This window comes from Novosphingobium sp. HR1a (assembly GCF_015594425.1).
Taxonomy (GTDB): Bacteria; Pseudomonadota; Alphaproteobacteria; order Sphingomonadales; family Sphingomonadaceae; genus Novosphingobium; species Novosphingobium resinovorum_A.
Map to the genome: position 1 here is coordinate 13,510 of NZ_JABXWS010000014.1, position 25,739 is coordinate 39,248.

Here is a 25,739-nt window from a genome sequence, read left to right on the forward strand (position 1 = left end):
GATTTGCCCTATAAATTTGACCGGAACGGGCGGCGCCTGATTGACTTTATCCGGTCAGAAGGTTTGGTTAGGCACCGTTCAGGTCGCATCTACCACGCCAAACGGAGCGGAATTGGAAAACGTCGAAACCCAAGGGCTTGCGCGCGGACCGCAGAGCGTCGGAAGCCAGCTTCGTGCGGGGCGTGAGGCGCTGGGCAAGAGCCGCGCGGATATCGCGTCGCAGACCAAGATCGCCGAACGTCATCTGATCGCGCTCGAGGAGGACCGCCTTGGCGATCTGGCCGCGCGGACTTATGCCGTGGGCTTCGCGCGGACTTATGCCCGGGCGGTGGGCCTCGACGAGCAAGTCATCGCAGCCAAGGTGCGCGAGCAGCTCGATCACGAAGCCGGCGACCGCGTCGAATATGTCCCGAGTTTCGAGCCGGGCGACCCCGCCCGCGTCCCGACCCGCCGCCTCGCGTGGCTGGCGGTGATCGGCGTCATCGTGGTCGTCGGGGCGCTCGTGATGTTCTGGAGCAACTTCCTTTCACCCGAAGGCCAGTTGCCCGATCTCGTCGCCGAGCAGACCGCTGCGCCTGCTGCGCCCAAAGCAGCCGCTCCCGTGGCGCCTCCGCCGGCACAAGCCAATGGCCCGGTCGTGCTGACCGCGACCGGGGACAAGGTCTGGGTCAAGGTGACCGACGCCAAGGGCGACCAGGTGCTACAGAAGGAACTCGCCAAGGGTGAGAACTGGACCGCGCCGACGGACATCCCCGGCCTGCAACTGCGTACCGGACGCCCCGATGCGCTGCAGATTTCGGTAGGCGGCAAGGCTATCGCGCCGCTTTCTACCGAGCCGCGCCTCGTTACCGGCGTTTCGCTGGCGGCCGTGGACCTTCTTGCACGCGGCACCGGAGCGGCGGCTCCGGTAGCGCAGGTTCCGGTTGAGCAGGCTCCGGCCGCCGTGCCCGTACCGGCCGTGACGCGCGCACCTGCTGCCGTGCCGGTGCGCCGCCCGGCTCCGCGTCCTTCCGTCAGAACTGCCCCGCGCGAGCCGACCGAGGCCCCGACGCCGGAATCGTTGCTGCCGCCCAGCGCCCAGTAACTGCCCAGTAAAGGCTGCGATCACTCCTTCCGGTCCGGTGCTTTCCACGACTTCCGACCGCCTCCGGCTCGACAGGCGGGGCCGCCTCGGGCAACACCCGTAGCAGGTCCATTGGTTAATCCCCGGTTTCACCCGTCGCTGGCATGGCGCGGCCATAGTTTCGGACGGTGATGGTCCCGGCATGGAGATGATTTGGCGATGAAACGTACCCTTGGCGCAATCGGCGGAACCTCCCGCGCGCGGTGGCTGGCCACGGTAGCGGCGGCGTCGGTCCTGTTCGGCGCGGCTCCGGCCATTGCACAGGATGCCAACACCAACTTGCGGCTCAACAAGGTCGAGGCCGAAGTGCGCGCGTTGCAGCGCAAGGTCTTCCCGGGCGCCGACGGCAAGTTCTTCGAACCCCAGATCAGCGGCACCCCGACGCCGACCCCGGCCCCCGGCGCGCCTTCGACCACGCCGCTGTCCGATGTGCTGACACGGATGGACGCCGTCGAAGCCCGGATGGCGCAGCTGACCGCGCAGGTCGAGCAGAACACCAACCGCATCGGCCAGCTGGAAGCCAAGCTGGCGGCGGCCGCGCCTGCGCAGTCCGATTTCGTGCCCGGTCCGTCAGCGACCGGGCCGATGCCTTCCGGTTCGGTCTCAGCGCCCTCCGGTCCGGCCCCGCTGCCGACGCAGGTTGCCGCGGCCCCGCGCCCCGCGCCGACGCCTGTAGCGGCGGCACCCAAGCCGACCGCGCCGTCGAACTCGCGGATCGACGGGGTCAAGGCCATCGTCAAGCCGCAGAGCGCCGATCCCGGCGATGACGAATACAGCTACGGCTTCCGTCTTTGGGAAGCGAAATACTATCCCGAGGCACAGCAACAGCTGAAGCTCTACCTCGAAAAGTACCCCAAGCATGCGCGCGCCAGTTTCGGCCGCAACCTGCTGGGCCGCGCTTACCTGGACGACGGCAACCCGGGCGAGGCGGCCAAGTGGTTCCTCCAGAACTTCCAGACCGACAAGCGCGGCGATCGCGCCTCGGACAGCCTGTTGTACCTTGCGGTCTCGATGAAGCAGCTCAAGGACACCAAGCGGGCCTGCATCGCGCTGTCCGAGTTCAGCGAGACTTATGCGGCCGAAGCGGCCGGACGTCTGGCGGGCATCTACAACACCACGCGCAATGGGCTTGCCTGTAGCTGAGGTCGATCGCTTCCGCGCCGATCTTGCCGCGATCTGGCCTGACCGGATCGACGACGGGACGGCGCGGTTGGGCATCGCCGTGTCGGGAGGGCCAGACAGCCTTGCCCTGCTGCTGCTCGCCCATGCGGCGCTGCCCGGGCGTGTGGAAGCGGCAACCGTAGATCATGGCCTGCGTCCCGAAAGCGCGGCCGAGGCGGCGGAAGTCGCCCGTGTCTGCGCCGGACTGGGGGTGCCTCACGTCACGCTGACGGTGCAAGTCGCGCCCGGCAATGTACAGGCGGAGGCGCGGTTGGCGCGTTATGCCGCCATGGCCGGGTGGGCAGCCGAACGCGGGCTCGCGGCGCTGGCGACTGCGCATCACGCTGACGATCAGGCGGAGACGCTGCTCATGCGGCTCAACCGGGCGAGCGGCGTGGCGGGTCTGGCTGGTACGCGCGGGCGGGGCAGGGTGCCGGAAGCGGAGCTGCCGCTGCTGCGGCCAGTGCTCGACTGGCGGCGCATGGAACTCGGCGTGGTGGTCGAGGCGGCGGGACTGGTCGCTGCGCAGGATCCCAGCAACATCAACGATCGCTTCGATCGGGTGCGTATCCGCAAGGCGCTGGCGGAGGCCGACTGGCTCGACGTTGCCGCCATCGCCCAGAGCGCGGTGCATATCGCCGAGGCCGACGCCGCGCTCGACTGGATGGCGGCGCTCGAATGGCGATCCTGCGTGACGAAGGAGCCGATGGGCCTCAAGTACCGCCCGCAGGCGCCGCGTGCAGTGGCTTTGCGGGTGGTGGCGCGGATCGTGCGCGAGCTCGACGGCGAGGACGCAAGGGGCGGGGCGATTGCACGGCTGGTCGATGGGCTTTCGCAGGGACAGCCTGCCTCTATCGGCAAACTGGTGGCGCGGCCTAACGCAGGCGGGTGGAGCTTTGCGAAAGCGCCGGTCAGGGCGCCGGTGCGGCGGATCAAAAGCCCACCCCGCTGCGAGTAGGCGATACGTCGCCAACTCTCGCGGCCCTCCCGCAAGCGGGAGGGCGAACACTGCGCTCTCCCGCTTGCGGGAGGGGGCAGGGGTGGGCTGTGCTCAGCCCCCGGCCAGATTATCGCCCATGCCGACCTGCTTGCCCTTGGTGATATAGACCTTGTCGCCGATTTTCGTGGTGTCGAACAGCTTCGCGGCGAAGGCGTCGGGCATGCCAACGCAGCCGTGGCTGGCATAGCCCAGCGCCACGTCGGAGCCGTGCAGGGTGATGCCGTCGTTGGTCAGGCGCTGCATGTAGGGCATCGGTGCACCGGTGTAGATGTTGGACACGTGGTCCTTGTCCTTCTGGGTGATCGGGAAGATCCCCAGCGGTGTCGGCTTGTCCGCCGTGCCCAGCAGCACCGCTGCCGCGCCGATTTCGTAGCCGCCGCGGAAGACCGAGATCACGCGGGCCTCGAGGTCCACGGTGACGACGATCGGGCCGGGGGGCACGTCATGCTCGTCCCAGTGCCATTCGCCGTACCTTATCGCGCCCTTGATCGGCAGGATGCGCTTGATGACGAAGGGCTCGTCCTTCGCGGGGACCGATGGTTTCGCGGCAGGCTTGGGCGCGGCTTGCGAGAGCTTTGCTTCGGCCAGCGATGCGGGTGCGGGCTTTTCGGGCTCGGCTGCGACGATCAGCACGCCGGCGATGGCGGCAAGGGCGACGAAGCCCGAGGCTAGGAAGATGCGCGCGTCCACTTGGTATTGTTCCGATTCCTTTGGCGAATCCGCTTCTGGCAGGACTGCCTTAGCATCGCGTAAATGGCGGTTAGGTGCCAGTATAAGTGGTGGAAGGAAGGCAGGCCCACCCCCGGCCCCTCCCGCAAGCGGGAGGGGAGCAGAAAGGGGTGTTCGCCTTCCCGCTTGCGGGAGGGCCGGGAGGCTTGGCGGTTTACCGCCTAGCCGGACGGGGTGGGCGCGCGGTAAGCTAACGCTTCACGATCCCATCCCGCAGGATCGAGTTCGCCAGTTCCGCGATCTCCTCCGCCTCCGCATCGTCCCAGACCGCGTAGCGCAGGCCAAGGAACACGTTCATTCCCATGATCGCCCAGGCATGCGCCTCGCCCAGCCCTTCGCGCAGTTCGCCCTTGCGGATGCCTTCGGAAAGGCGTTCGCGGATGCGGGTTGCGGTGGACTGGTAATGCTGACGGAAGCTGGCCGGATCGACGAATTCGCACTCGTCGATGATTCGGTAGATTTCCTTGTGCTCGGCCGCGAAGCGCAGGAAGCCGATCAGCGAGGCGCGCTCGGTCTCCAGCGCGGGCAGGTCCTGCTGCCGGGCGTTGCGTGCCGCTTCGCGCACCTTGCCCGAAAGGTCGTCCACCAGCGCGCGGAAGATTTCGTCCTTGGAATTGAAGTACGTGTAGAAACTGCCCAGCGCCGTTCCCGCCCGGCGGGTGATGCCGGTGATCGAGGCTTCGTGAAAGCCATGCTCGCCGAATTCGAGCGCGGCCGCGTCCAGCAGTTTGCGCAAGGTGCGCCGCCCGCGCTCGGTGCGCGGGATCTTGCTGGCCGAACCTTCGGCGGAGGGCTGCTCTGTGCTCACGATGACACAGTTAGAACGGACCGTGGCCCATGGCAAACTTTCAAAGTTGAAAATCGATTCAACTATCAATATGCAGATCGCCAACAAGAAGCGTGAATGGGAGTGACTGTGATGCGAAGGGTGCGATTCCTCGCGATTTCCTCGAGTGTGCTGGCTCTGTCGGGCGGCTTCATGACACCGGCGATGGCGCAGGACAGCGCTCCGGCTGCGACCGCAGCGGAAGGCGGCGACATCATCGTTACCGCTCGGCGGCGTGAGGAGCGGCTGGTGGATGTGCCGATCGCCGTCTCCAGCTTTAGCGGCGACCAGTTGGCCAAGTCCGGCGCGGTGGACATCACCGAAATCGCCAACGTCTCGCCCAACGTCACGCTGGAGCCCTCGCGCGGGACCAACTCGACGCTGTCGGCCTTCATCCGCGGCGTCGGCCAGCAGGACCCGGTCTCGGGCTTCGAGCAGGGCGTTGGCATCTACCTCGACGACGTCTACCTCAACCGCCCGCAGGCCGCCGTGCTCGACATCTATGACGTCGAGCGGATCGAGGTGCTGCGCGGCCCGCAAGGCACGCTCTACGGCCGCAACACCATCGGCGGCGCGGTGAAGTACGTGACGAAGCAGTTGCCGCAGGAGTTCTCCTTCAAGGTGAAGGGCACTTACGGCAGCTATGACCAGGCCGACCTGATCGCCACCGCCTCCGCGCCGGTCAGCGACCTCATCCGCGTCGGCGGGTCGGTGGCGCGGCTGTCGCGCGGGGGCTTCGGCAAGAACCTGACGACGGGGCAGGACAACTACAACAAGGACATCTGGGCGGGCCGGGCCAGCGTCGACATCGGCGGTTATGGCGAGCCGGTGCTGATCCGCATCTCGGGCGACTACACCAAGGACAAGTCCAACGCGCGCGGTGGCCATCGCCTGATCCCGGGCTACGTCTCGGGCGCGCCGGTGCTGGACGACGTCTACGACACGCGCGGCGGCCTCAACGATCCGCGCCAGGTGGTGGAAGCCTACGGGCTCGCGATCAATGCCACCGCCGAACTCACTGACGCGCTGACGTTCCGCTCGATCAGTTCGTGGCGCAAGGACAACTCCGCCTCGCCGATCGACTTCGACGCGCTGCCCGCCGTCGATGTGGACGTGCCCGCCTACTACCGCAACGAGCAGCTGAGCCAGGAAGTCCAGCTCTTGTGGGACGACGGCGGCATGGTGCAGGGCCTGCTGGGCGCCTATTACCTGACTGCCAAGGCCGACACCGACTTCGACGTGCGCCTGTTCACCGCGCTCAACGGGTTGACCGCGTTCACCCGCGCCAATGTCGATACCAATACTTTCGCGATCTTCGGCGATTTCACGTTCGATTTCACCGAACAACTGAGCCTCGCGGTCGGCGGGCGCTACACCTGGGACGAGCGCAAGGCGCAGATCCTGCGGCAGAACTACCTTGGCGGCGGCTCGCCGGTATTCGGCGGGGCGGGAGTGCCGCTTGGCGCGCCGAGCACCAACTTCTCCGGCAACGCGAAGTTCGACAAGTTCACGCCGCGCGCCTCGCTCAGCTTCAAGCCAACGCCGGATCACAACATCTACGCAAGCTACAGCCAGGGCTTCAAGGGCGGCGGCTTCGATCCGCGCGGCGTCGGCGTCAACGCGCCCGCCGCGACGCCGGGGGCGCCCACCGATGCCGAGATCGCCGATTACCTGAGCTTCCAGCCGGAGACGGTGGACAGCTACGAGGTCGGCTACAAGGGCAACTTCTTCGGCGGCGGGCTCTACATCGCGGCGGCCGGGTTCTACATGGATTACAAGGACGTGCAGATTCCCGGTTCGGCGGGCTGCACCGTGGGCGGTCTGCCGACGTTCTGCGGGGTCATCACCAACGCCGGCAAGGCGCGCTTCAAGGGCTTCGAACTGGAAGCCAATGCGCGGCTGGGGCGCGACCTGATGGCCTCGGGCGACCGGCTGAGCCTGTCGGGCGCGCTCGGCTATATCGATGCGCAGTACAAGGAATATATCGCCAACATCGCCTCCACTCCGACCGACGTGGCGCAGTACCGCAAGGTGCAGAACACACCGAAGTGGACCGCCAGCGGCACGCTCGCCTACTCGACCCCGGTGGGCGGTGGCGATCTCGATCTCAGCACGACCTACTCGTACCGCAGCAAGGTCTACCAGTTCGAGATTCCCAACCCCTATCTCGACCAGAAGGGTTTCGGGCTGCTGGATGCGAGCATAGTCTACACCGCGCCGGGCGGCCGCTGGAGCCTTGGTGTCCACGGCAAGAACCTGTTCGACAAGCGCTACAAGACCTCGGGCTACACGTTCCTAGCGACCAACCCAGTGACCGGGGCGCTCCTGACGGCACCCAACGGCCGGTTCATTCCCTCGCTCGGCACCGAGGGCACGCTGACCGCCTATTACGGCAACCCGCGCCAGGTTTTCGCGACCGCGACGCTGGAGTTCTGAGGGGAGCATCCCTTTTCCCGTCATTCCCGCGAAGGCGGGAACCCATCTCCTGACGGCGCCTGTTGCACTCCCGTCAGATGGGTCCCCGCCTTCGCGGGGATGACGGGATAGGAGAGGTCGGGCAGCCGCGCATTGAAAGGACATTTCATGGACTACCGCGTCCATCATTATCGCAGCGCCGACGGCCGGCTCGACCTCGTCGCCCGGGACTACCCGGCACACGAGGGTGCGCCCGTGATGCTGATGATGCACGGCCTTACCCGCAACAGCGCGGACTTCGAGCCGCTGCTGGACAAGCTCGCCGGGCGCTACCGCATGATCGTGCCCGACCAGCGCGGGCGAGGGGCCTCGCAGTGGGATCCGGACCCTGCACAGTACCGGCCGGACGTCTACGCGCAGGACATGCTGGCGCTGATGGATGACCTTGGCGTTACCCGCGCCGGTCTGGTCGGCACCTCCATGGGCGGGCTCATGGCGATGGTGATGCAGGCGATGCGGCCTGACCTCGCGCAGGCGGCGATATTCAACGACATCGGCCCGGTGCTCGACCCGGCGGGCCTCGCGCGGATACAGGGCTACGTCGGACCCGGAGGCAAGATGGCCGACTGGACCGAGGCTGCCGCCCGCACCCGCGCCATCAATGCCCCGGCCTTCCCTGATTTTGGCGGAGCGCAGTGGGACGCCTTCGCCCGCCGCATCGCCCGGGAGAACGCCGACGGCACCGTCTCCTTCGCATATGACCCGGCGATTTCCGAAAGCATCGCGGGAGATGACCCGCAGACCGTGCCGCCGGACTTGTGGCCCTTGTGGGAACTGCTGGGTGCGGTGCCGGTGCTGGTGGTGCGCGGTGCACTCTCGGACTTGTTGAGCACCGCCACGGTGAACGAGATGGCGCGCCGCCATTCGGGGCCTTATGCGGCGGTGGAAGTGCCGCGCGTCGGCCACGCCCCGATCCTCGACGAGCCGGTGGCGCTGGCCGCGATCGAGGCGTTTCTGAAGGTGCATCTCCCGTCGTCCCGGACTTGATCCGGGACCGGTGGCTGTCTTTAGCTGGGAGCGTGGTGCGCGCAGAAAGGTGGGCTGTTCACGGCCAGCGGTCCCGGATCAAGTCCGGGACGACGAAAAGGGTGCAAACGCGATGACCGATCACAAGACGACATCCCCCCGCCTGGTGCTGGCGATGTTGCTGCTGGTCTATGTGTTCAACTTCGTCGACCGGCAGATCCTCTCGATCCTCGCCGGGCCGATCCAGGCTGACCTCAAGCTAGACGACGCGCAGATGGGAATGCTGGGCGGGCTCGCCTTCGCCATCCTCTATTCCACGCTGGGCGTGCCGTTGGCCTGGGTGGCCGACCGCACGAGCCGGTCCTGGGTCATCACCGGCTCGCTGGTGGTATGGAGCGTGTTCACCTCCGCCTGCGCGCTGGCGACGGGGTTCTGGCACATCTTCCTCGCCCGCCTCGGCGTCGGTGTCGGCGAGGCAGGCGGCGTGGCCCCCAGCTATGCGGTGATCGGCGACCATTTCCCCAGCGAGCGCCGCGCCTTCGCGCTCTCGGTCTATTCGCTGGGTATTCCGCTCGGCTCTGCGGCGGGGGTGATGGCGGGTGGCTACGTGGCGCAGGCGGTGGACTGGCGCACGGCGTTCCTCATCGTCGGCCTGTGCGGCATCCTGATCGCGCCGCTGTTCAAGCTGGTGGTGAAGGACAAGCCGCGCCCTGTCTCCGCGCCGACCGTGCGTTTCGCAGAGGTCTTCGCCACGCTGGCGGGCAAGCGGGCGTTCTGGTTCCTCAGCTTCGGCGCGGCGTCCAGTTCGATGCTCGGCTACGGCGTCGCCTTCTGGCTGCCGAGCCTGCTGCAGCGCAGCTTCCACCTCACCCTCGTCGAGACGTCATGGTTCTTCGGCGCGGTATTGCTGCTGGGCGGGACGGTCGGCGTGCTGACCGGCGGCGCGCTGGCGGATCGGCTGGGGAAGGGCGACCGCGCCTGGTACGGCCGCGTCCCCGCGATCGGCTTCGTGCTGGCGGTGCCGCTCTATGCGGGCGGTATCTGGACGACCAGCGTGCCGGTGGCCTTCGTGCTGTTCCTGATCCCGCAGGTGTTGGCCTACTTCTGGCTGGGCCCGGTGACCGGCGCGATCCAGCACCTCGTCGACCCGCCTGCCCGCGCGACGGCCTCGGCGCTGTTCCTGCTGATCAACAACCTGATCGGCCTGGGCGGCGGCATCTACGCACTGGGCGCGCTGTCGAAGGCGCTGGCCCCGGTATGGGGCGCGGAGTCGCTGCGCTATTCGATGCTGTTCGCGCTGGTGCTCTACCTGCTGGCGGCGCTGCTGATGACGCTGGCGGGGCCGGGGCTGCGCAGGGAGTGGGTCACGGAGAAATAGGGCAGCGGCCGTGGTCGCCTCGGCCACTGCCCGGACAGGTATCAGTAGGGAATCGGTTCCGCCGTGAAGGCGGGCACGGTCTGCCCCAGAACCATGACGGCGGACCGTCCGCTGATCAGGATCGAGCCGAGCAGCGCACCGACGGTGTTTCCGCGCCCTTCCTGGCGATGCTTGCCGGTGAGCCCCATTTCGCGGCCGTTGACGGTCACGCTCTTGAACTCGACCTCGAACTTGCCCGACTTGCCGCCGATGGCGCGGCCGGTCTTCCAGGAAATCATGCCGGTCACCGGCGAACCGCGCGGAATGACGACGGCGCCGTTTTCGACGACGTCGCCGACGGTGGCGAAACGGAACGTCTGCCCGACTTCGATATGCTTGCTGGAGATTTCCTCGAGCGGCGTGACGTTCACCATGGTGCTGGCCGGCATCAGCTTGCCCTGCATCGGCTGGCCATAGATGTTGACCGGCACCGCGGCTTCGATCGCGGCGACCGTGGAACGCGTCTGCGCGGCGGCCGGAGCCGCCACGAGACAGGCGATGACGCCCAAAGTAATATGCTTCATGAAATTGCCCCCGTTTATTGGCATCCGGCCAATACCCGGATTCCGTTACCCGGAGGTCAACGCGGCGGGAGAAACGCGCGCTTACAGGAATGTAATCCGCCGCCCGAAAGGGACGGTGGTGCCGGCTACAGGATTCGAACCCGTGGCCCCCTGATTACAAATCAGGTGCTCTACCAACTGAGCTAAGCCGGCGCTTGCTTCATCAAGCAAGTCCGGCGCCCTTACCGCGAGCGGGGGGCGCCGGTAAAGCCCATAATCAGAATACCGCGTGCGGCGCGGCCTCCTGCATCATCGTCTGGCGCAGTAGCGGGATGGCCGGGCCGCCGTGGCTGAGGAATTCGTCGTGGAACGCCTTCCAGGCCGAACGCCCGCCGCGCGTCGCGGTCCAGTCGGAGCGCAGCTTGCGGATCATCAGCTTGCCCAGCGTGTAGTTGAGGTAGGCCGGATCGTACGTGCCGCGCGCGGCCTGCTGTTCGGCGGTGCCGGCGTCCTGGTAGCACTGCTCCATGAACATCGTCTTCGACTGCGCCTGCGTCATCCCGCGCGCATGCAGGCCGATCGCCGAGAGATAGCGGCAGTTGCGCAGCAGGGCGTTGGAGATCTGGCCCACCTGCACGCCGGGATCGCCGTCGCCGAGGCCTGCCTCCAGCATCATCTCCTCGGCATAGTGCGCCCAGCCTTCGGCGAAGGCGTAGCCGACGAACAGCTTGCCGACGATCGAGGGCGCCGCGTTCGAATGGAGGAACTGCAGGTAGTGCCCCGGCATCACCTCGTGGACGGTGGTGAACAGCAGGTCCGCCTTGCCGGGGATGTAGTCCATCTGCATCTGCTTCGACCAGGTCGGGTCGGGCGGCGAGATGTAGTAGATCGACGAGCCGCCGTTCTCCAGCGGCCCCGGGGGGTCGATGTAGGCGGAGTTCGCGCGGTTGTAGGGCGGGCTTTCCTCGACCATCGCCATTTTCGTGCCGGGGATCGTCGCGATGTCGTGGCTGCGCACGAAATCGGCGAGCTGCGGGATTTCGCGCCGGGCCTCGGCGACGGGACCGTCCTTGGGCTTGTCGGCGCGCATCCTGTCGAAGCACTGCTGGATGGTCTTGCCCGGCGTGTACTTCGCGCAGGCCAGTTTCAGCGCCTGCTGGTTGCGCAGGAGGTCGGCCTTGCCCGCCGCCTCCAGCGTGTCGAGCGGGGCATCGACGCCCTCGGTCGCAAGCACCATGCGCGCAAACTTGTCGGCGCCTAGCGCGAAATCCTGCGTGGGGGTGGCCTTGGCGACCTGGTCGGCGACGCCCTTCATGGCGACGGCGGCGGCTTCGGAGGCGGCCTTGAATTCGGCCTGCAGCGCCGGGTCGGCGACGTCGGCGAAGGCAGTGCGGGCATCGCCGCGGTAGTAGTCTGCAAAGCCGCCGAAGCCGTCGGTGCCCAGCTTGATGAAGCTGGCGGGCATCGCGGCGGGCAGGTTGGCGCGGATATTGGGCGCCTGCGCCGCCACCGCCTTGAAGAACGCGATCATCGCCTTCATCCGCGTCGGCTTGTCGGCATAGTCGCGGCTGACGTAGACGTTCGGGTCGAGGCCGCCGTTAATGTAGTAGGCGGGGTTGGTGTGCGGCTGGTCGGCGCCCTCCAGCCAGAACAACTGGCCCTTGGCGACTTGCACCAGATAGTCGCGTTCGAAGCGGTCGGCGTCGGAGAGGGCGGTGAACTGGCCCGCCTTGTCGATGACGGAGTGCAGGAAGGCGGCGCGGGCCTTGAGCCCGGCGTCGCTCCAGTCGGGCAGGCGGCCGTCGTACTGGTGCGCGCCTTCGTAGATCGCGAAGGCGGGGTCGGTCTCGAACCAGTCTTCGATGGTGCCATCGACGAAGCTCTTCCACGTCGGCGCAGGAGCGGTTCGCTCCGCCACTTGCGCGGCATCCATGGCGGCGTCGGCGCGGCGATCGTCGGCCATCGTCGTGGCGCAGGCGGAAAGGGTAAGGCAGGCGATGCCCGCCAGCAGGATGGACTTCATTGGGGGGAGGCTCCCTGTGCTTATGGGAGCGGTTGTGCGTCAGCGCGCGCCGAAGGTCCAGCCCTCGGTGCGAGCGAGTTCCGGCGTGAGTTCAGCGGGTTGCCACAAGTCCTCGCGCGGGGCGGCCACGCGCAGCCAGGCGGCGGTGAGGATGGCGTCGGCGCTGTGGTCGTCGATCGGGCCGCTGCCGCCGGTCGGGCGCGAGCCCAGGGTTTCGAGCGCCGCATCGAGCGCTGCGTGGTCGGTCATCTTGGCGCGGCCTGCGGTGCGTCCGGCCTCGACGGCGGCGAGGGTGGTGTAGATTTCGGTCACCACCGATCCGCTCGGGGGCAGCGGGTCGATCGGCCAGACCGGCACCCGGCCTTGCAGACGGTGGAGCAGGCGCATGCCGGTGAGGCTGGACTTGCCGACCTGCGCCGCGCCGACGAGGTTGAAGTTGGAATAGGGGCGGCATCCGGCGCGGGCCTGCGCCTCCTCGGTCACGCGCATGCGGCCGCGTTTGTGGAGGGCGCCGGGGCGGTGGAAATGCGGGCCCTCGCGCCCTCCGTGGCGGCGGAAGTAGGCGCTGAGATCGACGTGGTCGACGAAGCTGGAGGCCGAGAGGTGCGGGTCTTCGGTGCAGATGGCGTCGATCAGCGCCCAGAGCGCACGGGCGCTCGGCGGACTGTCCGCCCAGCCGGGGAAAAAGGCGCCCGCGTCGGCGAAAGGCAGCGATATGCCGAGGTCGAGGCCGACGAGGGTGTCGGGTGGCAGGCGGTTGAGCAACTGGTCGAGCACTTGCGTGCGGGACCAGTGGGCGTGGTTTGCAGGGCGCAGCAGGCGGGGTGGAGCGTCGCCGGTCTCGCACAGGGCGACGGTGATGCCCTTCTGGCGTTCGCCTTGGGCACCGGACCAGTCGATGGCGATGAAGTGGTGGAAATGCATGGGCTAGAAGGCCCACCCCGTCCGGCTAGGCAGCAAGCTGCCAAGCCTTCCGGCCCTCCCGCGAGCGGGAGGGCGAAGCGCAGGTCTCTCATTCCCCTCCCGCTTGCGGGAGGGGGCAGGGGTGGGGCTGCCCCTCACTCCCCGCGCCGCTCGGCGCGCTTCTTGTCCCACCATTCGAGGCGCTTCTTCACCTCACGCTCGAAGCCGCGTTCCACCGGCTCGTAGTAGACCTGCGGACCCATTTCCTCGGGCCAGTAGTCGTCGCCGGAGAAGGCATCGGGGGCATCGTGGTCGTAGGCGTAGTCCTTGCCGTAGCCGATGTCCTTCATCAGCTTGGTCGGCGCGTTGAGGATGTTCTGCGGCGGGCTGACCGACCCCGTCTCCCGCGCGGCCTTGAACGAGGACTTGAACGCCATGTAGGCGGCGTTCGATTTCGGCGCGGTCGCCACGTAGATGCAGGCCTGCACGATCGCCAGTTCACCCTCGGGAGAGCCGAGGAACTCGTACGCCTGCTTGGCCGCGAGGCACTGCACCAGCGCCTGCGGGTCAGCCATGCCGATGTCCTCGCTCGCCATCCGGACCAGACGGCGCAGCACGAACAGCGGTTCCTCGCCCGCCGTCAGCATCCGCGCCATGTAGTAGAGCGCGGCCTGCGGGTCCGATCCACGCACGGACTTATGCAGCGCGGAGATGAGGTTGTAGTGCCCGTCGCGGTCCTTGTCGTAGACCGCCATGCGCCGCTGCAGGAACTGGCCGAGGCCTGCCGGATCGAGCGGCTGCGGAATCTTTGCCGCATAGAGCGTCTCGGCCTGGTTGAGCAGGAACCGCCCGTCGCCGTCGGCCGAGGCGACCAGCGCCTCGCGCGCCTCGGGCGTCACGGGCAAGGGGCCTTCCAGCTCCTCGCCCTTGGCGAGCAGCGCATTCAGCGCGGCGGCATCGAGGCGGTGGAGGATCAGCACCTGCGCGCGGCTCAAAAGTGCGGCGTTGAGGGCGAAGCTGGGGTTCTCTGTCGTGGCGCCCACCAGCGTCACCGTGCCGCGTTCGACGAAGGGGAGGAAGCCGTCCTGCTGGGCGCGGTTGAAGCGGTGGATCTCGTCTACGAACAGCAGGGTGCGCTGGCCCGCCTTTGCGGCCACGTCGGCCTCGGCGAAGGCTTTCTTGAGGTCCGCCACGCCCGAGAACACGGCGGAGACAGCGGCGAAGCGCATGCCCACGGCGGCGGCGAGCAGGCGGGCGATGCTGGTCTTGCCGGTGCCGGGCGGCCCCCACAGGATCATCGAGGAGAGGCGCCCCGCCGCCACCATGCGCCCGATCGCGCCTTCGGGGCCGGTCAGGTGCTCTTGCCCGACCACTTCGCTGAGGTCGCGCGGACGCAAGCGGTCGGCGAGGGGGGCGTCCTCGCGCAATTCGTCAGGGGGCGACGGCGGCAGGTCATCGGCAAAAAGGTCGGCCATGAAAGGGTACTTAGCCATTCGCGGCGCGAATTGCATCGGCCTCGTCGCGGGAGTATCCTCGGGCACGGCAGGGAGAGGCGCGATGGCTACGACGGACAGATACGTGACGAGGCCGGGGTGGACCTTCTGGCTCATCGCGGTGCTGGCGGTGCTGTGGAATGCCTTCGGCTGCCTCGACTTCACGATGACGGCTTCGCGCAATCCGACTTATCTTTCGCAAGTGCCGCCCGAGATCATCGACTGGCTCGATTCCGCGCCAAGCTGGACGCTGGTGCCGTGGGCTCTGGGCGTGTGGGGCGGGCTGGCGGGAAGCCTGCTGCTGCTCGCGCGGTCGGGCTGGGCGGTGCCTGCCTTCGCGGTGTCGCTGGTCGGGCTGGCGGTGTCGCAGGCCTGGCAGTTTTCCGCCGGGATGCCGGAAAGCATGACCACGCCGGGGATGCTGGCGATGACGGCCTGCATCTGGGTCATCGCACTCGGGCTATTGTGGTTCGCCTGGGACAAGCGGCGCGCAGGCGTACTTCACTGAATTGAGTGACCGACACGGGAATGACGTTCCTTGCCCGCCGTCCACGCGGTATGGCAGCGGCGACGGGAGAGGGAATCACGACCATGCCACATCCGCTGGGTATCGAACTTTTGACGGTGCTCGGGCTCGGCCCGGTCGAGCACGTCACCCTGGCCGCCGACCTCGGCTGCAAGGCAGTGTCGATGGGCCTGAGCCAGTTGCCCGAACGCTTCAATCCGCATGGCTATGCCCCCTGGTCGCTGCGCGAGGACCCGGTCTTGCGGCGCGAACTGAAGGCTGTGCTCGCCGATCGCGGGATCGCCATCAGCATCGCCGAGGGCCTCGGCGTGTCCGTGGAACTGGACGCTGCCGAGCGGGCGGGCGACATGGACATCTTCGCCGATCTCGGCGCGCTGCGGGTCAATGCGGTGGACATGGGCGTGGAGCGCGCGCGGGCCTTCGACCAGCTGGCCGCGCTGGCGACGATGGCGGCCGAGCGCGGCATGGAGTTCTCGCTCGAGTTCACGCCAGTCTTCACCATCCGCTCGCTGCCCGAGGCGCTGGAGGCGGTGGAGTACATCGGCGCGGGAAAGGCGACGGTGCTGATCGACACCATGCACTTCTTCCGCTCGGGCGGGACGGTGCGGCAGGTGGCGCAGCTCGACCCGGCGCTGATCGGGCATGTCCAGCTGAGCGACGTGCCGCGCAAGGGCGACGACGATTACATGACCGAGGCGATGAGCGGTCGCATGATCCCGGGGCAGGGGGAACTGCCCTTGCGCGAATTCGTCGAAGCCCTGCCGCGGGGGCAGGTGCTGGGGCTGGAAGTGCCGCTCATGGCCGCCGCCGCCAGCGGGCGCGACGTGCGCGACTACGTGGGAGAGATCGTGAAGCGCACGCGGGAATTTCTGGCCTAGCGTATTCCTCCCCGAGCAAGCTCGGGGAGAAACTAGGTTCGATCCAGCAGCATTTCGGCGCCCTTTTCGGCGATCATCATCGTTGGCGCATTGGTGTTGCCCGACGTGATCTTGGGCATCACCGAGGCATCGATGACGCGCAGACCGTCCAGTCCGATCACCCGCAACCGGCTATCGACCACGCTGCCCATCGCCGCCGTGCCGACCGGGTGGAAGATGGTGGTGCCGATCTCCGCCGCCGCGCGCTGCAGGTCTTCCTCGCTCTCGAACGCTGGGCCGGGGCGCACTTCCTCGGGACGGTAACGGGCCAGAGCGGGCTGCGACACGATGCCGCGCGTGATGCGGATCGCCTCGGCGGCGACGCGGCGGTCTTCCTCGGCGGAGAGGTAATTGGGTCGGATCGAGGGTGCGGCTGCGGGATCGGCGGCGGTGATGCGGGTGCTGCCCCGGCTTTCCGGCCTGAGGTTGCAGACGCTGGCGGTGAACGCCGGAAACGGATCGAGCGCTCCCCCGAAGGCGGCAAGGCTCAGCGGCTGGACGTGGTACTCTAGGTTCGGCGTCGCATAACGCGCGTGGCTGCGGGTGAAGACGCCGAGCTGGCTGGGCGCCATCGCCATCGGTCCCGTCCGGCGCAGCGCATATTCCATGCCGATCAGCGCCTTGCCGAAGAGGTTGCTCGCCCGCGCATTGAGCGTCGCCACGCCCGAGACGCGGTAGGCGCAGCGCAGTTGCAGGTGGTCCTGCAGGTTGGCGCCGACTTCCGGCCTGTCGAGCACCGGCGCGATGCCAAGGTCCGCCAGCCGCGCCGCGTCGCCGATGCCGCTGCGCTCGAGGATCGCCGGGGAGCCGATCGCACCCGCCGCCAGCACGACTTCGCCGGGGGTGAGCGCCACGCGCTGCGCGTCGCCGACACGGTAGGCGACGCCGACCGCGCGGCCCGCCTCGACGATCACCCGGTCCACCACCGCGCCGGTCTCGACCTTCAGGTTGCTGCGCGAGCGGACCGGCTTGAGGAAGGCGTCGGCCGCGCTCCAGCGCCAGCCGCCCCGCTGGGTCACCTGGAAGAAGCCCGCGCCCTCATTGTCGCCGGTGTTGAAGTCGGTGGAATGCGGGATGCCGTGCTGTCCGCAGGCGTCACGGAAGGCTTCGAGGATGTCCCAGCGCAGGCGCTGCTTCTCGACCCGGATCTCGCCGCCGCCGCCGTGGAACGGGCTGGCGCCCTCGTAATGGTCTTCGGCGCGGGTGAAGTAGGGCAGCACGTCGTCCCAGCCCCAGCCGAGGTTGCCCGCCTGCCGCCAGCCGTCGTAGTCGGCGGCCTGTCCGCGCATGTAGATCATGCCGTTGATCGACGAGCAGCCGCCCAGCACGCGCCCGCGCGGATACTTAAGCGCACGGCCGCCGAGCCCTTCCTCTGCCTCGGTGGACAGGCACCAGTCGGTGCGAGGGTTGCCGATGCAGTAGAGGTAGCCCACCGGCACGCGAATCCAGATGTAGTCGTCCTTGCCGCCTGCCTCCAGCAGCAGCACGCGCGTTTCCGGATCGGCGCTCAGCCGGTTGGCAAGGACGCAGCCCGCGCTGCCCCCGCCGACGATGATGTAATCGAACTCTCCCATTGCACAGGGCTATGCCGCGCAGTGCATGCGATCAAGCGAGCGCTTTGGACAGGTGCGGCACATGGGTCATTGCCGCCGGAGCGATGCCGGGGCCTCGGGGCCGCTAAGTCCTTGCCGGGACGGGCAGGCGAACCCACCATCGCGGCAGGATACGAGGAGGAGGGCGGCATGGCGAGACCCGTGATCGGCAGGCTGGGCATATGGTCGATGGAGATGCGCTTCGGCGACAAGGCGCAGTCGAGCGCGGCGGCGGCGCAGCTCGATGTGATGGGTTATGGAGCGCTGTGGATTCCCGGCGGTATCGACGACGGTGCCCCGGCCGAGGTCGAGCGGCTGCTGGCAGTGACCTCGCGCATGACCATCGCCACCGGCATCCTCAACATCTGGAAGCACGATCCGGAGGAACTGGCCGCCTGGTTCCTTGCGCTGCCGCAGGAGTGGCGGGCGCGTACGCTGATCGGACTCGGCATCAGCCATGGCCCGCTCATCGGCGATTCCTGGGGCAAGCCTCTGGAGGTGACGGCGGCCTTCCTCGACCGGCTCGCCGCCGCCGGGATGCCGCGCGACAACCTGTGTCTCGCCGCACTCGGGCCGAAGATGGTGGCGCTTTCGGGCGAGCGGACCGCCGGGGCGCATCCCTATCTGGCGACGCCCGAGCACTCGCGCCGCGCCCGCTCGATACTCGGCCCGGAACCTCTGCTGGCGCCCGAACAGGGCGTGGTGCTGGAAGCCGATCCGGCCAAGGCCCGCGAATTGGCGGTGGCGGCGCTGGAGCACTATCGACGGCTTCCCAACTATCGCAACAACTGGGTGCGACTGGGCTTCAGCGAAGGGGAGATCGAGGCGCTGGACGACCGCCTGCTCGATGCCCTTTTCGCGATCGGCGGGGTGGAGGCGGCGGCGCGGCGGGTCGCGGCGCACCTCGATGCGGGAGCCGACCACGTCTGTCTTCAGGTCATCGCCGGGCCGAGGGGCGGCAGCTTCGACCAGCTGCTGCCGCAATGGCGCGAGCTGGCAGAGGCGCTGGCTTGAATTTCGCCCGCAAGGTAAGCGCGCTGTTAACGAGTTGGCAACGGATTGTGCCTAATCCCTGTCGGCACAGGAGACGGTGGTTTCGGCCACCGGATTGACAGGAGCCGCCGGCGAGCCGGATGGACCGATCGTCGGGGGGCGAATGGTCCGAATCCGGGGTGGGAACGCAGCTTTCGGGCACGTTCGATTACCGCCTTCGACGACGGCTCCTGGCATTTCCCGTCACTCTTCCCAAGCCTGTCGTCAGCTTCCCAGCGCGTGCTGTTCCGCAGTCACCGGCGTACTGCTTGGCCGGTCGGACAAGGCACGGGCGATCCAAATGGTCGACATCGCCAGTACCACCAGCACCAGGCTGACGATCAGCACATAGCGAACGATATGCGGCGTAGAACCCCCGCGTGCTTCGTCATCGTCGAGATGAACTTCGTCACCGGAACGATACATGACTGCTCTCCCGTCGGCCCGACGGTGGCCTTTATGGCCGCATTATCGATTCGGGCCGTCTGTTGGAACGAGGATGGGCGCGGGAAAGTTCCCCAGAGTTCAACTTGCGTGATGGGATGTGAGGTGCAGCAGTTGCAGAGTGCGTTCGTCCCTTCGCCCCTGGCAGAAGGCATCGAGGGCGTGGGCGAATTGTCCGGCGCCATCGGTGCCCATGGCGGCAAGCTCGAACAGGGTCATCGAACTGGCGAACTTCATCGCATCGACCGCGCCGAGGATGCCCGTGGCGCTGCGCCTTCCCGCCCAGCCCAGCATGAGACGAGTCGTTTCGTCGAGCCTCTGGCGAAGTACAGGATGGCTCAGATAACGCCGCGCTTCGTCGAGCGTCTCCACGGCGTAGCGGCGTGCCATCGGGCTGGAGCCCAGCCCGGCGACTTGCGGGAACACGAACCACATCCAGTGCGTGCGCTTTTCGCCGTGGGCAAGTTCGGCGCGGACTTCACCGAAGATGGCGTCCTGCGCGGTGACGAAGCGCTCCAGGTTCATCATGCGTAGTGCAGTTCGGACCCGCGCTTGAGGGCGCGGCCGCCGTCAGGCTGCTCGACAAGGTATGCGGGGTTTTCAGGCGTTCCGACTCGCACGATGCGCTTGCCTTCGATCGTGCGGCTGACGCGGCGTTCGAAACGTTCGGCGATGTGGCCGGTAGCGGTGCCGGTGCCCCAATTCCAGCTGACCTGCGCTCCCTTGCGGAAGGTGGCGGTCACTGCGGCTGGTCTTGCTGCTGCGCTACCGCCTTTTCGGTATCGGCGTGGCCGCCGGTCTCAGGCGTGGTCAGCGCGCCGGTGAGCCAGATGGCCGAAAGCGCGATGATGACGAGGGCGAGGCTGATGAGCAGTACGTAGCGCACGACGCCGGACGTCTCGCCACCGCGGGCTTCCTCTTTGTCGAGATGGACTTCCTGTCCTCGGGTTTCCATGGCGTGCTCCGAAGGCGGCCGGTTGCGGCCCTTTGCCTTCGTCAACACGCCGGGACGGGCGAATGTTCCGCCGCCCGTCCTGCGTCTGCGCGGCTTAGTCGCGCAGGAGTTCGTTGATGCCGGTCTTCGAGCGGGTCTGCGCGTCCACGGTCTTGACGATCACGGCGCAGTAGAGCGACGGGCCGGGGGTGCCGTCCGGCAGCGGCTTGCCGGGCATCGCACCGGGGACGACCACGGCGTAAGGCGGCACGCGGCCGATGTGGACTTCGCCGGTCGCACGGTCGACGATCTTGGTCGAGGCGCCGATGAACACGCCCATCGACAGCACCGCGCCTTCGCCCACGATCACGCCCTCGGCCACTTCCGAACGGGCGCCGATGAAGGCGCCGTCCTCGATGATGACCGGGCCGGCCTGCAGCGGCTCAAGCACGCCGCCGATGCCGGCGCCGCCCGAGATGTGCACGTTCTTGCCGATCTGCGCGCACGAACCGACGGTCGCCCAGGTGTCGACCATCGTGCCTTCGCCGACGTAGGCGCCGAGGTTGACGAACGACGGCATGAGGACCACGCCCTTCGAGATGTGCGCGCTGCGGCGCACCACGGCGCCGGGAACCACGCGCACGCCTGCCGCCTTGAAGCGGGCATCGTCCCAGCCCGCGAACTTGAGCGGCACCTTGTCGTAGGCAGGGGCCCCGGCGGCGCCGTATTCGACCACGGCGTTGTCGTTCAGGCGGAACGAGAGCAGCACCGCCTTCTTGAGCCACTGGTTGACAACCCACTCACCGTCCACCTTCTCGGCGACGCGGGCCTGGCCCGAATCGAGCAGTTCCAGCGCCTCGTCGACGATCTTGCGCACATCCGCGCTCGCGGGGGTGACGGTGTCGCGTGCGTCGAACGCGGCTTCGATCTGGGCGGCGAGGCCAGAATTGAGGTTGGACATTGGCTGGTCTCCGGAAGGGATGAAACTGTCGCGGCGCGGCCTAGAGGGAGTTGGAGCGCGGGGCAAGGTTATCGTCGTCCGGGACGACGACTGTTGTTTCCTCAATCGTCCGGCTGCATCAGTTCCCGTACGAACCCGATCAGCCCCGTCTGCCTTGCGCGGCGCAGGCGTTCGGCGTGAAGGATCTTCTTCACTTCCTCGAAGCAGCTGGCGATGTCGTCGTTGACCACGACATAATCATAACCGTCCCAGTGGCTGATCTCCGAGCGTGCGCGCTCCATGCGGCCGTGAATCACTTCAGCGCTGTCCGTGCCGCGGCCGGTCAGGCGGCGGCGCAGCTCCTCGATGCTGGGGGGGAGCAGGAACACGCGCACGACGTCACGCTCCAGCTTCTGATAGAGCTGCTGCGTGCCCTGCCAGTCGATGTCGAACATGTAGTCGACGCCGTCCTTGAGGCCCGCCTTCACCTGGGCCTTGGGGGTGCCGTAGCTCTGGCCGAAGACGGTGGCCCACTCCAGGAACTCGCCTGCCTCGACCATGGCGTCGAACTGCTCGTGGGTGATGAAGTGGTAGTGCTCGCCGTCGATCTCGCCGGGGCGGGGCTGGCGGGTGGTGCAGGACACCGAGTTGCGCAGTTGCGGATCGTGCTCCAGCAACATACGCGCGATCGTCGTCTTACCCGCGCCCGAGGGGGAGGACAGGATGAACATGAGGCCGCGCCGGGCGAGCGTGCCGGTGGTGTCGGGAGAAGGAGTGGACTGGACCATGGCCCCCGATGCCGATGGTTGGCGCGGGAATCAAGGGAGAAGGCCCACCCCATCCGGCTAAGACCGCTTCGCGGCCAAGCCTTCCGGCCCTCCCGCAAGCGGGAGGGCGTACGTTTCTTCTCCCCTCCCGCTTGCGGGAGGGGCCGGGGGTTGGTTCTTTCGGCCTTCAGGCCTCCTCCGCCCCGTCCTCGGCCATGTCCTGCAACTGCGCGGCGCCCTCGGCGCGCGCCTGCCGGGCGCGGCTGCGATCGTAGAGCGTCTTGGCCACCAGCGCCCCGCCGATGACCACCGCCCCCGGCACCGAACTGAGCGCGACTCGGGCCAGCGCGCCGTGCAGCAGCGTTTCGGCCACCGTGCGGCCCTTGAGGATCGACTTGGCCTTTTTCGGCGAGTAGCTGGCGCCCAGCACGCCGCGTTCCACGCTGCGGCGCATGATGGTGGTCGCGGTGCGCAGGGCGATGTCGGCGATGATGAGGTTGGTGGCGGGGTTCGGGCTCGGCCCGTGGAGTTCCCCGCCGTTGTCGGCCAGCGTCTTCAGCCCCTTGGCGGGGGCCGCGACGACGCTGGCGGCCTTCCTGGCGCTATCTTTCAGAACCGTTGCCATTTTTCGCCCTGCTCTACCGGGCGAGCCCGGTTACTTCTTCTTGCCGAAATCCACCGAGACGACATTGGAGCCGTCTTCGCTGGGAGTAATGCGCGACGCCACATCGCGTTCCGCATCGTTCTCGGCCGGGGCGGGCTCGTCGGCCTCGTCATCGACCATGGCCTGGAACTGCAGGCCGAAATCCACCGCCGGATCAACGAAGGCGGTGATCGCCGAGAAGGGAATGTCCAGCTTGGCCGGCATGGCGTTGAACGAGAGGCTGACGGTGAAGCCGTTCTCCGAGACGCCCAGATCCCAGAACTTGTTCTGGAGCACGATCGTCATCTCGTCCGGGAACCGTGCGCGCAGGTCGGCGGGGATGCTGACCCCGGGAGCGCCGGTCTTGAAGGTGATGTAGAAGTGGTGGCCGCCCGGAAGCACGCCGCCGGAGCTTTCGACCTGGCCGAGAACACGGCCGACGACGGCGCGCAGGGCCTCCTGCACGATCTCGTCGTAAGGGATCAGGCTGTCTGTGGTATCGTTCATCGCGCCCTACGTGCTCATGGTTCTCCGGCCGGTCAAGCGTGTTCGAGCGTAAAATAACATGTCGGGCCGGGTTTTCCCTAGCTCGAAGCACTTGCGACCGAAGATTGCTATATAAACGCCCGACGCGCATTCTTGTGCCGCGACCGAATTGATTCCGGCGCGTACAGGTATATAGGCACGGGCCATGCGTACCGCCTCGATCATCCGCAAGACCCATGAGACCGACATCGCCGTGGAGGTGAACCTCGACGGCACCGGGGCCTATGATGTGTCCACCGGCATCGGCTTTCTCGACCACATGATCGAGCAGTTCAGCCGCCACTCGCTGATCGACATCAAGTGCCACATCAAGGGCGACCTCCATGTCGACCAGCACCACACGACCGAGGACAGCGCCATCGCCATCGGCCAGGCCATCACCCAGGCGCTGGGCGACAAGGCGGGCATCGGCCGCTACGGCGACGTGAACTCGCCGATGGACGAGGCGCTGAGCCGCGTGTCGCTCGACATTTCGGGTCGTCCCTACCTCGTGTGGAAGGCCGCATTCACCCAGGACAAGCTGGGCGAGTTCGACACCGAGATGGTCGAGCACTGGTTCCACTCGATCGCGCAGGCGGTGGGCATCACCCTGCACATCGAACTGCTTTACGGCTCGAACAACCACCACATCTGCGAAGGCATCTTCAAGGGCTTTGCCCGCGCCATGCGCAGCGCGGTGGAACTGGACCCGCGCAAGGGGGGGGCGATCCCCTCGACCAAGGGCATCCTCGGGCAGGCGAGCCTCTGATGGCGATCTTCATCCTCAACCTCACTTACGTCACCACTGACATTGCCGAGGTGGATGCCCTGCTGGCCGATCACCTCGCATGGCTGGAAGCCGGGCGCGGGAAGGGGCACTTCCTCGCCTGGGGCCGCAAGGTGCCGCGCGAAGGCGGCGCGATCATCGCGAAGGGCGATAGCCGCGAAGCCGTCGAGGCATTGGCGGCCACCGATCCGTTCATCGGGGGCGGCGTGGCGAAAGTGGACGTGATCGAATGGGTGCCGACCTTCCTCGGCGAAGGGCTGGAGGCTCTGGCCCAATGACCCTCGCGCTGATCGACTACGGCGCGGGCAACCTGCACTCGGTCGCCAATGCGCTGCGAGCGGCGGGGGCCGAGGACGTGGCGATCACCGCGAACCCCGACGTCGTGCGCGCGGCTGACCGCATCGTCCTGCCGGGTGTCGGCTCGTTCCGCGCCTGCGCAGAGGGGCTCTGGGGCATCCACGGCATGGTCGAGGCGATGACCGAGCGTGTCCATGTCGGCGGGGCGCCGTTCCTCGGCATTTGCGTCGGCATGCAGCTTCTCGCCACGCGCGGGCTGGAACACGGCGTGACGCGTGGCCTCGACTGGATCGAGGGGCAGGTGCAGCGCATCGAGCGCACCGATCCCGAGATCAAGATCCCGCACATGGGCTGGAACGACGTGAACCTCGGCCGCAAGGATCCGGCGCAGGGCCTGATCGATCCGGGTGAGGCGTACTTCCTGCACTCGTATCACTTCCAGCCCGATGACGGCGCGACCGTTGCTGCGATGACCGACCACGGCGGCGGCCTTGTCGCGGCGGTGGCCAAGGACAATGTCGTTGGCGTGCAGTTCCACCCGGAAAAGAGCCAGGGCTACGGGCTGTCGCTGCTGGCGCGGTTCCTGGAATGGAAGCCGTAGCATCTTGCCGCCGGGGCTTCGACAAGCTCAGCCTGAGCGGATTCAGGGTGGTGCTTCAAGAAACCCGCGATTTACACTAACCCCGCTCAGGCTGAGCTTGTCGAAGCCCGCGCGCCGCTCTCAGACCCTCAGGACTGCATCATGATCGTCTTCCCCGCCATCGACCTCAAGCAAGGGCAGGTCGTGCGCCTCGCCGAAGGCGACATGGACCGCGCCACCGTCTACGGCGACAACCCCGCCGCGCAGGCGATGCTGTTCGCCGAGGCCGGATCGCAGTTCCTCCACGTCGTCGATCTCGACGGCTCCTTCGCGGGCCGCGCCGAGAACCGCGAGGCAGTGGAAGCCATCCTCGAAGTGTTCCCCGGCCACGTCCAGCTCGGCGGCGGCATCCGCACGCCCGAGGCCGTGGCAGGCTGGTTCGACCTTGGCGTCAGCCGCGTGGTCATGGGCACCGCCGCACTCAAGGACCCGCAGTTCGTCAAGGACATGGCGAAGGAGTTCCCCGGCGGCATCGTCGTCGCGGTGGACGCGCGCGACGGCATGGTCGCGACCGAGGGCTGGGCCGAAGTCTCCGACGTCTCGATCGTCGACATGGCGCGCCGGTTCGAGGACGCGGGCGTTGCCAGCCTGCTGTTCACCGACATCGGCCGCGACGGTCTGCTCAAGGGCGTCAACATCGACGCCACCGTCGATCTCGCCCGGCGCACCGACCTGCCGGTGATCGCATCGGGCGGCGTGAAGGGGCTCGACGATATCCGTCTGCTGGCGCTCCACGCCAAGGACGGGATCGAGGGCGTCATCACCGGCCGCGCGCTTTACGACGGCCGCCTCGACCTCGCCGCCGCGATCCAGTTTGCGGAGCGCGAGGGGTGAACGAAAATCGCCTCATGGCGGTGCTGGCGTTCGTCATCTTCGTGCCGGCCGCGATCTTCGCTTTTCGCGACTGGCGCGAGGGCAAGGCGCGGTTGATGCTGTTCAGCCGTGCGCGTAATCCGATTTTGACGACAAAAGCCGCCGATCCGCGCAAGTTTGCGCTCTACACGGCGTTCAATGTCGCTTTGTGTGGAATTGTGGCGATCTTTGCCGTGCTGCTGTTCTTCAAGCCGGAGTAAGCC

29 protein-coding genes and 1 tRNA gene are annotated in these 25,739 nt (G+C 67.4%); 14 read left to right on the top strand and 16 right to left on the bottom strand.

The window, feature by feature from the left end; all coding sequences use genetic code 11:
• The first annotated feature begins 112 nt into the window (after positions 1–112).
• From HWN72_RS02435 to tilS, 3 genes are all read left to right on the top strand, one after another.
• On the top strand, positions 113–1,084 hold the full coding sequence (locus HWN72_RS02435; RefSeq protein WP_211149722.1) for a helix-turn-helix domain-containing protein: 972 nt from the start codon (positions 113–115) through the stop codon (positions 1,082–1,084).
• A 198-nt stretch (positions 1,085–1,282) separates the two neighbouring features.
• Positions 1,283–2,266 (top strand): tol-pal system YbgF family protein, encoded by a 984-nt coding sequence (locus HWN72_RS02440; protein ID WP_211149723.1) that lies wholly within the window; start codon positions 1,283–1,285, stop codon positions 2,264–2,266.
• On the top strand, positions 2,247–3,242 hold the full coding sequence (gene tilS, locus HWN72_RS02445) for a tRNA lysidine(34) synthetase TilS (RefSeq protein ID WP_211149724.1): 996 nt from the start codon (positions 2,247–2,249) through the stop codon (positions 3,240–3,242). The genes HWN72_RS02440 and tilS overlap by 20 nt, the downstream gene beginning before the upstream one ends.
• Before the next feature lie 93 nt (positions 3,243–3,335).
• On the opposite strand, the gene HWN72_RS02450 is transcribed toward tilS, so the two are convergent.
• Together HWN72_RS02450 and HWN72_RS02455 are read right to left on the bottom strand one after the other, a co-directional pair.
• Complete coding sequence (locus HWN72_RS02450; protein ID WP_211149725.1) at positions 3,336–3,974, bottom strand: L,D-transpeptidase family protein; 639 nt, start codon at positions 3,972–3,974, stop codon at positions 3,336–3,338.
• Between the two features lie 229 nt (positions 3,975–4,203).
• Positions 4,204–4,821 (bottom strand): TetR/AcrR family transcriptional regulator, encoded by a 618-nt coding sequence (locus tag HWN72_RS02455; RefSeq protein WP_211149726.1) that lies wholly within the window; start codon positions 4,819–4,821, stop codon positions 4,204–4,206.
• A gap of 111 nt (positions 4,822–4,932) precedes the next feature.
• Here HWN72_RS02455 and HWN72_RS02460 point away from each other — a divergent pair, with 111 nt between their 5' ends.
• The 3 genes from HWN72_RS02460 (at position 4,933) to HWN72_RS02470 (ending at position 9,658) form a co-directional block, all read left to right on the top strand.
• Positions 4,933–7,275 (top strand): TonB-dependent receptor, encoded by a 2,343-nt coding sequence (locus HWN72_RS02460; protein ID WP_211149727.1) that lies wholly within the window; start codon positions 4,933–4,935, stop codon positions 7,273–7,275.
• Positions 7,276–7,422: 147 nt separating this feature from the next.
• Positions 7,423–8,301, top strand: coding sequence for an alpha/beta fold hydrolase (locus tag HWN72_RS02465; protein WP_036528065.1), 879 nt, complete (start codon positions 7,423–7,425; stop codon positions 8,299–8,301).
• A 112-nt stretch (positions 8,302–8,413) separates the two neighbouring features.
• The gene (locus HWN72_RS02470; RefSeq protein WP_211149728.1) at positions 8,414–9,658 is read left to right on the top strand and encodes an MFS transporter; all 1,245 of its coding nucleotides are present in this window, start codon (positions 8,414–8,416) and stop codon (positions 9,656–9,658) included.
• 41 nt (positions 9,659–9,699) lie between these two features.
• Here the strand turns inward: HWN72_RS02470 and HWN72_RS02475 are convergent, their stop codons facing one another.
• The 5 genes from HWN72_RS02475 to HWN72_RS02495 all read right to left on the bottom strand — a co-directional run bounded on the left by HWN72_RS02475 (position 9,700) and on the right by HWN72_RS02495 (position 14,601).
• Positions 9,700–10,221, bottom strand: coding sequence for a hypothetical protein (locus HWN72_RS02475; RefSeq protein WP_051211595.1), 522 nt, complete (start codon positions 10,219–10,221; stop codon positions 9,700–9,702).
• A gap of 116 nt (positions 10,222–10,337) precedes the next feature.
• Positions 10,338–10,413 (bottom strand) — tRNA-Thr (locus HWN72_RS02480).
• Positions 10,414–10,477: 64 nt separating this feature from the next.
• Positions 10,478–12,223 (bottom strand): DUF885 domain-containing protein, encoded by a 1,746-nt coding sequence (locus tag HWN72_RS02485; protein ID WP_211149729.1) that lies wholly within the window; start codon positions 12,221–12,223, stop codon positions 10,478–10,480.
• A gap of 39 nt (positions 12,224–12,262) precedes the next feature.
• The gene (locus HWN72_RS02490) at positions 12,263–13,147 is read right to left on the bottom strand and encodes a hypothetical protein (protein ID WP_211149730.1); all 885 of its coding nucleotides are present in this window, start codon (positions 13,145–13,147) and stop codon (positions 12,263–12,265) included.
• Between the two features lie 134 nt (positions 13,148–13,281).
• Positions 13,282–14,601 (bottom strand): replication-associated recombination protein A, encoded by a 1,320-nt coding sequence (locus tag HWN72_RS02495; protein WP_211149731.1) that lies wholly within the window; start codon positions 14,599–14,601, stop codon positions 13,282–13,284.
• Positions 14,602–14,683: 82 nt separating this feature from the next.
• On the opposite strand from HWN72_RS02495, the gene HWN72_RS02500 reads away from it, so the two are divergent.
• On the top strand, positions 14,684–15,127 hold the full coding sequence (locus tag HWN72_RS02500) for a hypothetical protein (protein WP_211149732.1): 444 nt from the start codon (positions 14,684–14,686) through the stop codon (positions 15,125–15,127).
• 83 nt (positions 15,128–15,210) lie between these two features.
• Positions 15,211–16,023, top strand: coding sequence for a sugar phosphate isomerase/epimerase (locus tag HWN72_RS02505; protein WP_211149733.1), 813 nt, complete (start codon positions 15,211–15,213; stop codon positions 16,021–16,023).
• Between the two features lie 32 nt (positions 16,024–16,055).
• Here HWN72_RS02505 and HWN72_RS02510 read toward each other — a convergent pair whose 3' ends face one another.
• Entirely contained in the window at positions 16,056–17,636 is a 1,581-nt protein-coding gene (locus HWN72_RS02510; protein ID WP_211149734.1) for a GMC family oxidoreductase, read from the bottom strand.
• A 168-nt stretch (positions 17,637–17,804) separates the two neighbouring features.
• On the opposite strand from HWN72_RS02510, the gene HWN72_RS02515 reads away from it, so the two are divergent.
• Positions 17,805–18,668, top strand: coding sequence for a TIGR03620 family F420-dependent LLM class oxidoreductase (locus HWN72_RS02515; protein WP_211149735.1), 864 nt, complete (start codon positions 17,805–17,807; stop codon positions 18,666–18,668).
• A gap of 243 nt (positions 18,669–18,911) precedes the next feature.
• Here HWN72_RS02515 and HWN72_RS02520 read toward each other — a convergent pair whose 3' ends face one another.
• From HWN72_RS02520 to HWN72_RS02555, 8 genes are all read right to left on the bottom strand, one after another.
• Positions 18,912–19,112 (bottom strand): hypothetical protein, encoded by a 201-nt coding sequence (locus HWN72_RS02520; RefSeq protein WP_008831797.1) that lies wholly within the window; start codon positions 19,110–19,112, stop codon positions 18,912–18,914.
• A gap of 99 nt (positions 19,113–19,211) precedes the next feature.
• Positions 19,212–19,658, bottom strand: coding sequence for a DUF1810 domain-containing protein (locus HWN72_RS02525; RefSeq protein ID WP_008831796.1), 447 nt, complete (start codon positions 19,656–19,658; stop codon positions 19,212–19,214).
• Complete coding sequence (locus tag HWN72_RS02530) at positions 19,655–19,873, bottom strand: DUF2945 domain-containing protein (RefSeq protein ID WP_211149736.1); 219 nt, start codon at positions 19,871–19,873, stop codon at positions 19,655–19,657. The genes HWN72_RS02525 and HWN72_RS02530 overlap by 4 nt, the downstream gene beginning before the upstream one ends.
• Positions 19,870–20,085 carry a hypothetical protein gene (locus HWN72_RS02535; protein ID WP_211149737.1) on the bottom strand — a complete coding sequence of 72 codons (216 nt, stop codon included), beginning with the start codon at positions 20,083–20,085 and terminating at the stop codon, positions 19,870–19,872. Before HWN72_RS02535 ends, HWN72_RS02530 begins: the two co-directional genes overlap by 4 nt.
• Positions 20,086–20,179: 94 nt before the next feature.
• Positions 20,180–21,025: a 2,3,4,5-tetrahydropyridine-2,6-dicarboxylate N-succinyltransferase gene (dapD, locus tag HWN72_RS02540; RefSeq protein WP_008831793.1), complete on the bottom strand. Its 846-nt coding sequence runs from the start codon at positions 21,023–21,025 to the stop codon at positions 20,180–20,182.
• A gap of 101 nt (positions 21,026–21,126) precedes the next feature.
• Positions 21,127–21,792 carry a guanylate kinase gene (gene gmk / locus HWN72_RS02545; protein ID WP_008831792.1) on the bottom strand — a complete coding sequence of 222 codons (666 nt, stop codon included), beginning with the start codon at positions 21,790–21,792 and terminating at the stop codon, positions 21,127–21,129.
• A gap of 166 nt (positions 21,793–21,958) precedes the next feature.
• Positions 21,959–22,396, bottom strand: a complete 438-nt coding sequence (locus tag HWN72_RS02550; RefSeq protein ID WP_211149738.1) for a hypothetical protein — start codon at positions 22,394–22,396, stop codon at positions 21,959–21,961.
• Between the two features lie 30 nt (positions 22,397–22,426).
• Positions 22,427–22,921, bottom strand: a complete 495-nt coding sequence (locus HWN72_RS02555) for an SspB family protein (protein WP_008831790.1) — start codon at positions 22,919–22,921, stop codon at positions 22,427–22,429.
• A 184-nt stretch (positions 22,922–23,105) separates the two neighbouring features.
• On the opposite strand from HWN72_RS02555, the gene hisB reads away from it, so the two are divergent.
• The 5 genes from hisB to HWN72_RS02580 all read left to right on the top strand — a co-directional run bounded on the left by hisB (position 23,106) and on the right by HWN72_RS02580 (position 25,736).
• A complete protein-coding gene (gene hisB / locus HWN72_RS02560) occupies positions 23,106–23,708 on the top strand; it encodes an imidazoleglycerol-phosphate dehydratase HisB (RefSeq protein ID WP_008831789.1) in 603 nt (200 codons plus the stop codon).
• Positions 23,708–24,004: a YciI family protein gene (locus HWN72_RS02565; protein WP_008831788.1), complete on the top strand. Its 297-nt coding sequence runs from the start codon at positions 23,708–23,710 to the stop codon at positions 24,002–24,004. Before hisB ends, HWN72_RS02565 begins: the two co-directional genes overlap by 1 nt.
• Positions 24,001–24,624: an imidazole glycerol phosphate synthase subunit HisH gene (hisH, locus tag HWN72_RS02570; protein WP_008831787.1), complete on the top strand. Its 624-nt coding sequence runs from the start codon at positions 24,001–24,003 to the stop codon at positions 24,622–24,624. Before HWN72_RS02565 ends, hisH begins: the two co-directional genes overlap by 4 nt.
• 141 nt (positions 24,625–24,765) lie before the next feature.
• Positions 24,766–25,497 carry a 1-(5-phosphoribosyl)-5-[(5-phosphoribosylamino)methylideneamino]imidazole-4-carboxamide isomerase gene (gene hisA / locus HWN72_RS02575; protein ID WP_008831786.1) on the top strand — a complete coding sequence of 244 codons (732 nt, stop codon included), beginning with the start codon at positions 24,766–24,768 and terminating at the stop codon, positions 25,495–25,497.
• Complete coding sequence (locus HWN72_RS02580; protein ID WP_211149739.1) at positions 25,494–25,736, top strand: hypothetical protein; 243 nt, start codon at positions 25,494–25,496, stop codon at positions 25,734–25,736. The genes hisA and HWN72_RS02580 overlap by 4 nt, the downstream gene beginning before the upstream one ends.
• The last annotated feature ends 3 nt before the right edge of the window (positions 25,737–25,739 follow it).

Excerpts from the sequence above, each read along its gene's own strand:
- HWN72_RS02440 (WP_211149723.1), top strand. The coding sequence starts at position 1,283 with ATGAAACGTACCCTTGGCGCAATCGGCGGAACCTCCCGCGCGCGGTGG.
- tilS (WP_211149724.1), top strand. The coding sequence starts at position 2,247 with ATGGGCTTGCCTGTAGCTGAGGTCGATCGCTTCCGCGCCGATCTTGCC.
- HWN72_RS02460 (WP_211149727.1), top strand. The coding sequence starts at position 4,933 with ATGCGAAGGGTGCGATTCCTCGCGATTTCCTCGAGTGTGCTGGCTCTG.
- HWN72_RS02465 (WP_036528065.1), top strand. The coding sequence starts at position 7,423 with ATGGACTACCGCGTCCATCATTATCGCAGCGCCGACGGCCGGCTCGAC.
- HWN72_RS02470 (WP_211149728.1), top strand. The coding sequence starts at position 8,414 with ATGACCGATCACAAGACGACATCCCCCCGCCTGGTGCTGGCGATGTTG.
- HWN72_RS02475 (WP_051211595.1), bottom strand. The coding sequence starts at position 10,221 with ATGAAGCATATTACTTTGGGCGTCATCGCCTGTCTCGTGGCGGCTCCG.
- HWN72_RS02485 (WP_211149729.1), bottom strand. The coding sequence starts at position 12,223 with ATGAAGTCCATCCTGCTGGCGGGCATCGCCTGCCTTACCCTTTCCGCC.
- HWN72_RS02490 (WP_211149730.1), bottom strand. The coding sequence starts at position 13,147 with ATGCATTTCCACCACTTCATCGCCATCGACTGGTCCGGTGCCCAAGGC.
- HWN72_RS02495 (WP_211149731.1), bottom strand. The coding sequence starts at position 14,601 with ATGGCCGACCTTTTTGCCGATGACCTGCCGCCGTCGCCCCCTGACGAA.
- HWN72_RS02500 (WP_211149732.1), top strand. The coding sequence starts at position 14,684 with ATGGCTACGACGGACAGATACGTGACGAGGCCGGGGTGGACCTTCTGG.
- HWN72_RS02505 (WP_211149733.1), top strand. The coding sequence starts at position 15,211 with ATGCCACATCCGCTGGGTATCGAACTTTTGACGGTGCTCGGGCTCGGC.
- HWN72_RS02510 (WP_211149734.1), bottom strand. The coding sequence starts at position 17,636 with ATGGGAGAGTTCGATTACATCATCGTCGGCGGGGGCAGCGCGGGCTGC.
- HWN72_RS02515 (WP_211149735.1), top strand. The coding sequence starts at position 17,805 with ATGGCGAGACCCGTGATCGGCAGGCTGGGCATATGGTCGATGGAGATG.
- HWN72_RS02520 (WP_008831797.1), bottom strand. The coding sequence starts at position 19,112 with ATGTATCGTTCCGGTGACGAAGTTCATCTCGACGATGACGAAGCACGC.
- HWN72_RS02525 (WP_008831796.1), bottom strand. The coding sequence starts at position 19,658 with ATGATGAACCTGGAGCGCTTCGTCACCGCGCAGGACGCCATCTTCGGT.
- HWN72_RS02535 (WP_211149737.1), bottom strand. The coding sequence starts at position 20,085 with ATGGAAACCCGAGGACAGGAAGTCCATCTCGACAAAGAGGAAGCCCGC.
- dapD (WP_008831793.1), bottom strand. The coding sequence starts at position 21,025 with ATGTCCAACCTCAATTCTGGCCTCGCCGCCCAGATCGAAGCCGCGTTC.
- gmk (WP_008831792.1), bottom strand. The coding sequence starts at position 21,792 with ATGGTCCAGTCCACTCCTTCTCCCGACACCACCGGCACGCTCGCCCGG.
- HWN72_RS02550 (WP_211149738.1), bottom strand. The coding sequence starts at position 22,396 with ATGGCAACGGTTCTGAAAGATAGCGCCAGGAAGGCCGCCAGCGTCGTC.
- HWN72_RS02555 (WP_008831790.1), bottom strand. The coding sequence starts at position 22,921 with ATGAACGATACCACAGACAGCCTGATCCCTTACGACGAGATCGTGCAG.
- hisB (WP_008831789.1), top strand. The coding sequence starts at position 23,106 with ATGCGTACCGCCTCGATCATCCGCAAGACCCATGAGACCGACATCGCC.
- HWN72_RS02565 (WP_008831788.1), top strand. The coding sequence starts at position 23,708 with ATGGCGATCTTCATCCTCAACCTCACTTACGTCACCACTGACATTGCC.
- hisH (WP_008831787.1), top strand. The coding sequence starts at position 24,001 with ATGACCCTCGCGCTGATCGACTACGGCGCGGGCAACCTGCACTCGGTC.
- hisA (WP_008831786.1), top strand. The coding sequence starts at position 24,766 with ATGATCGTCTTCCCCGCCATCGACCTCAAGCAAGGGCAGGTCGTGCGC.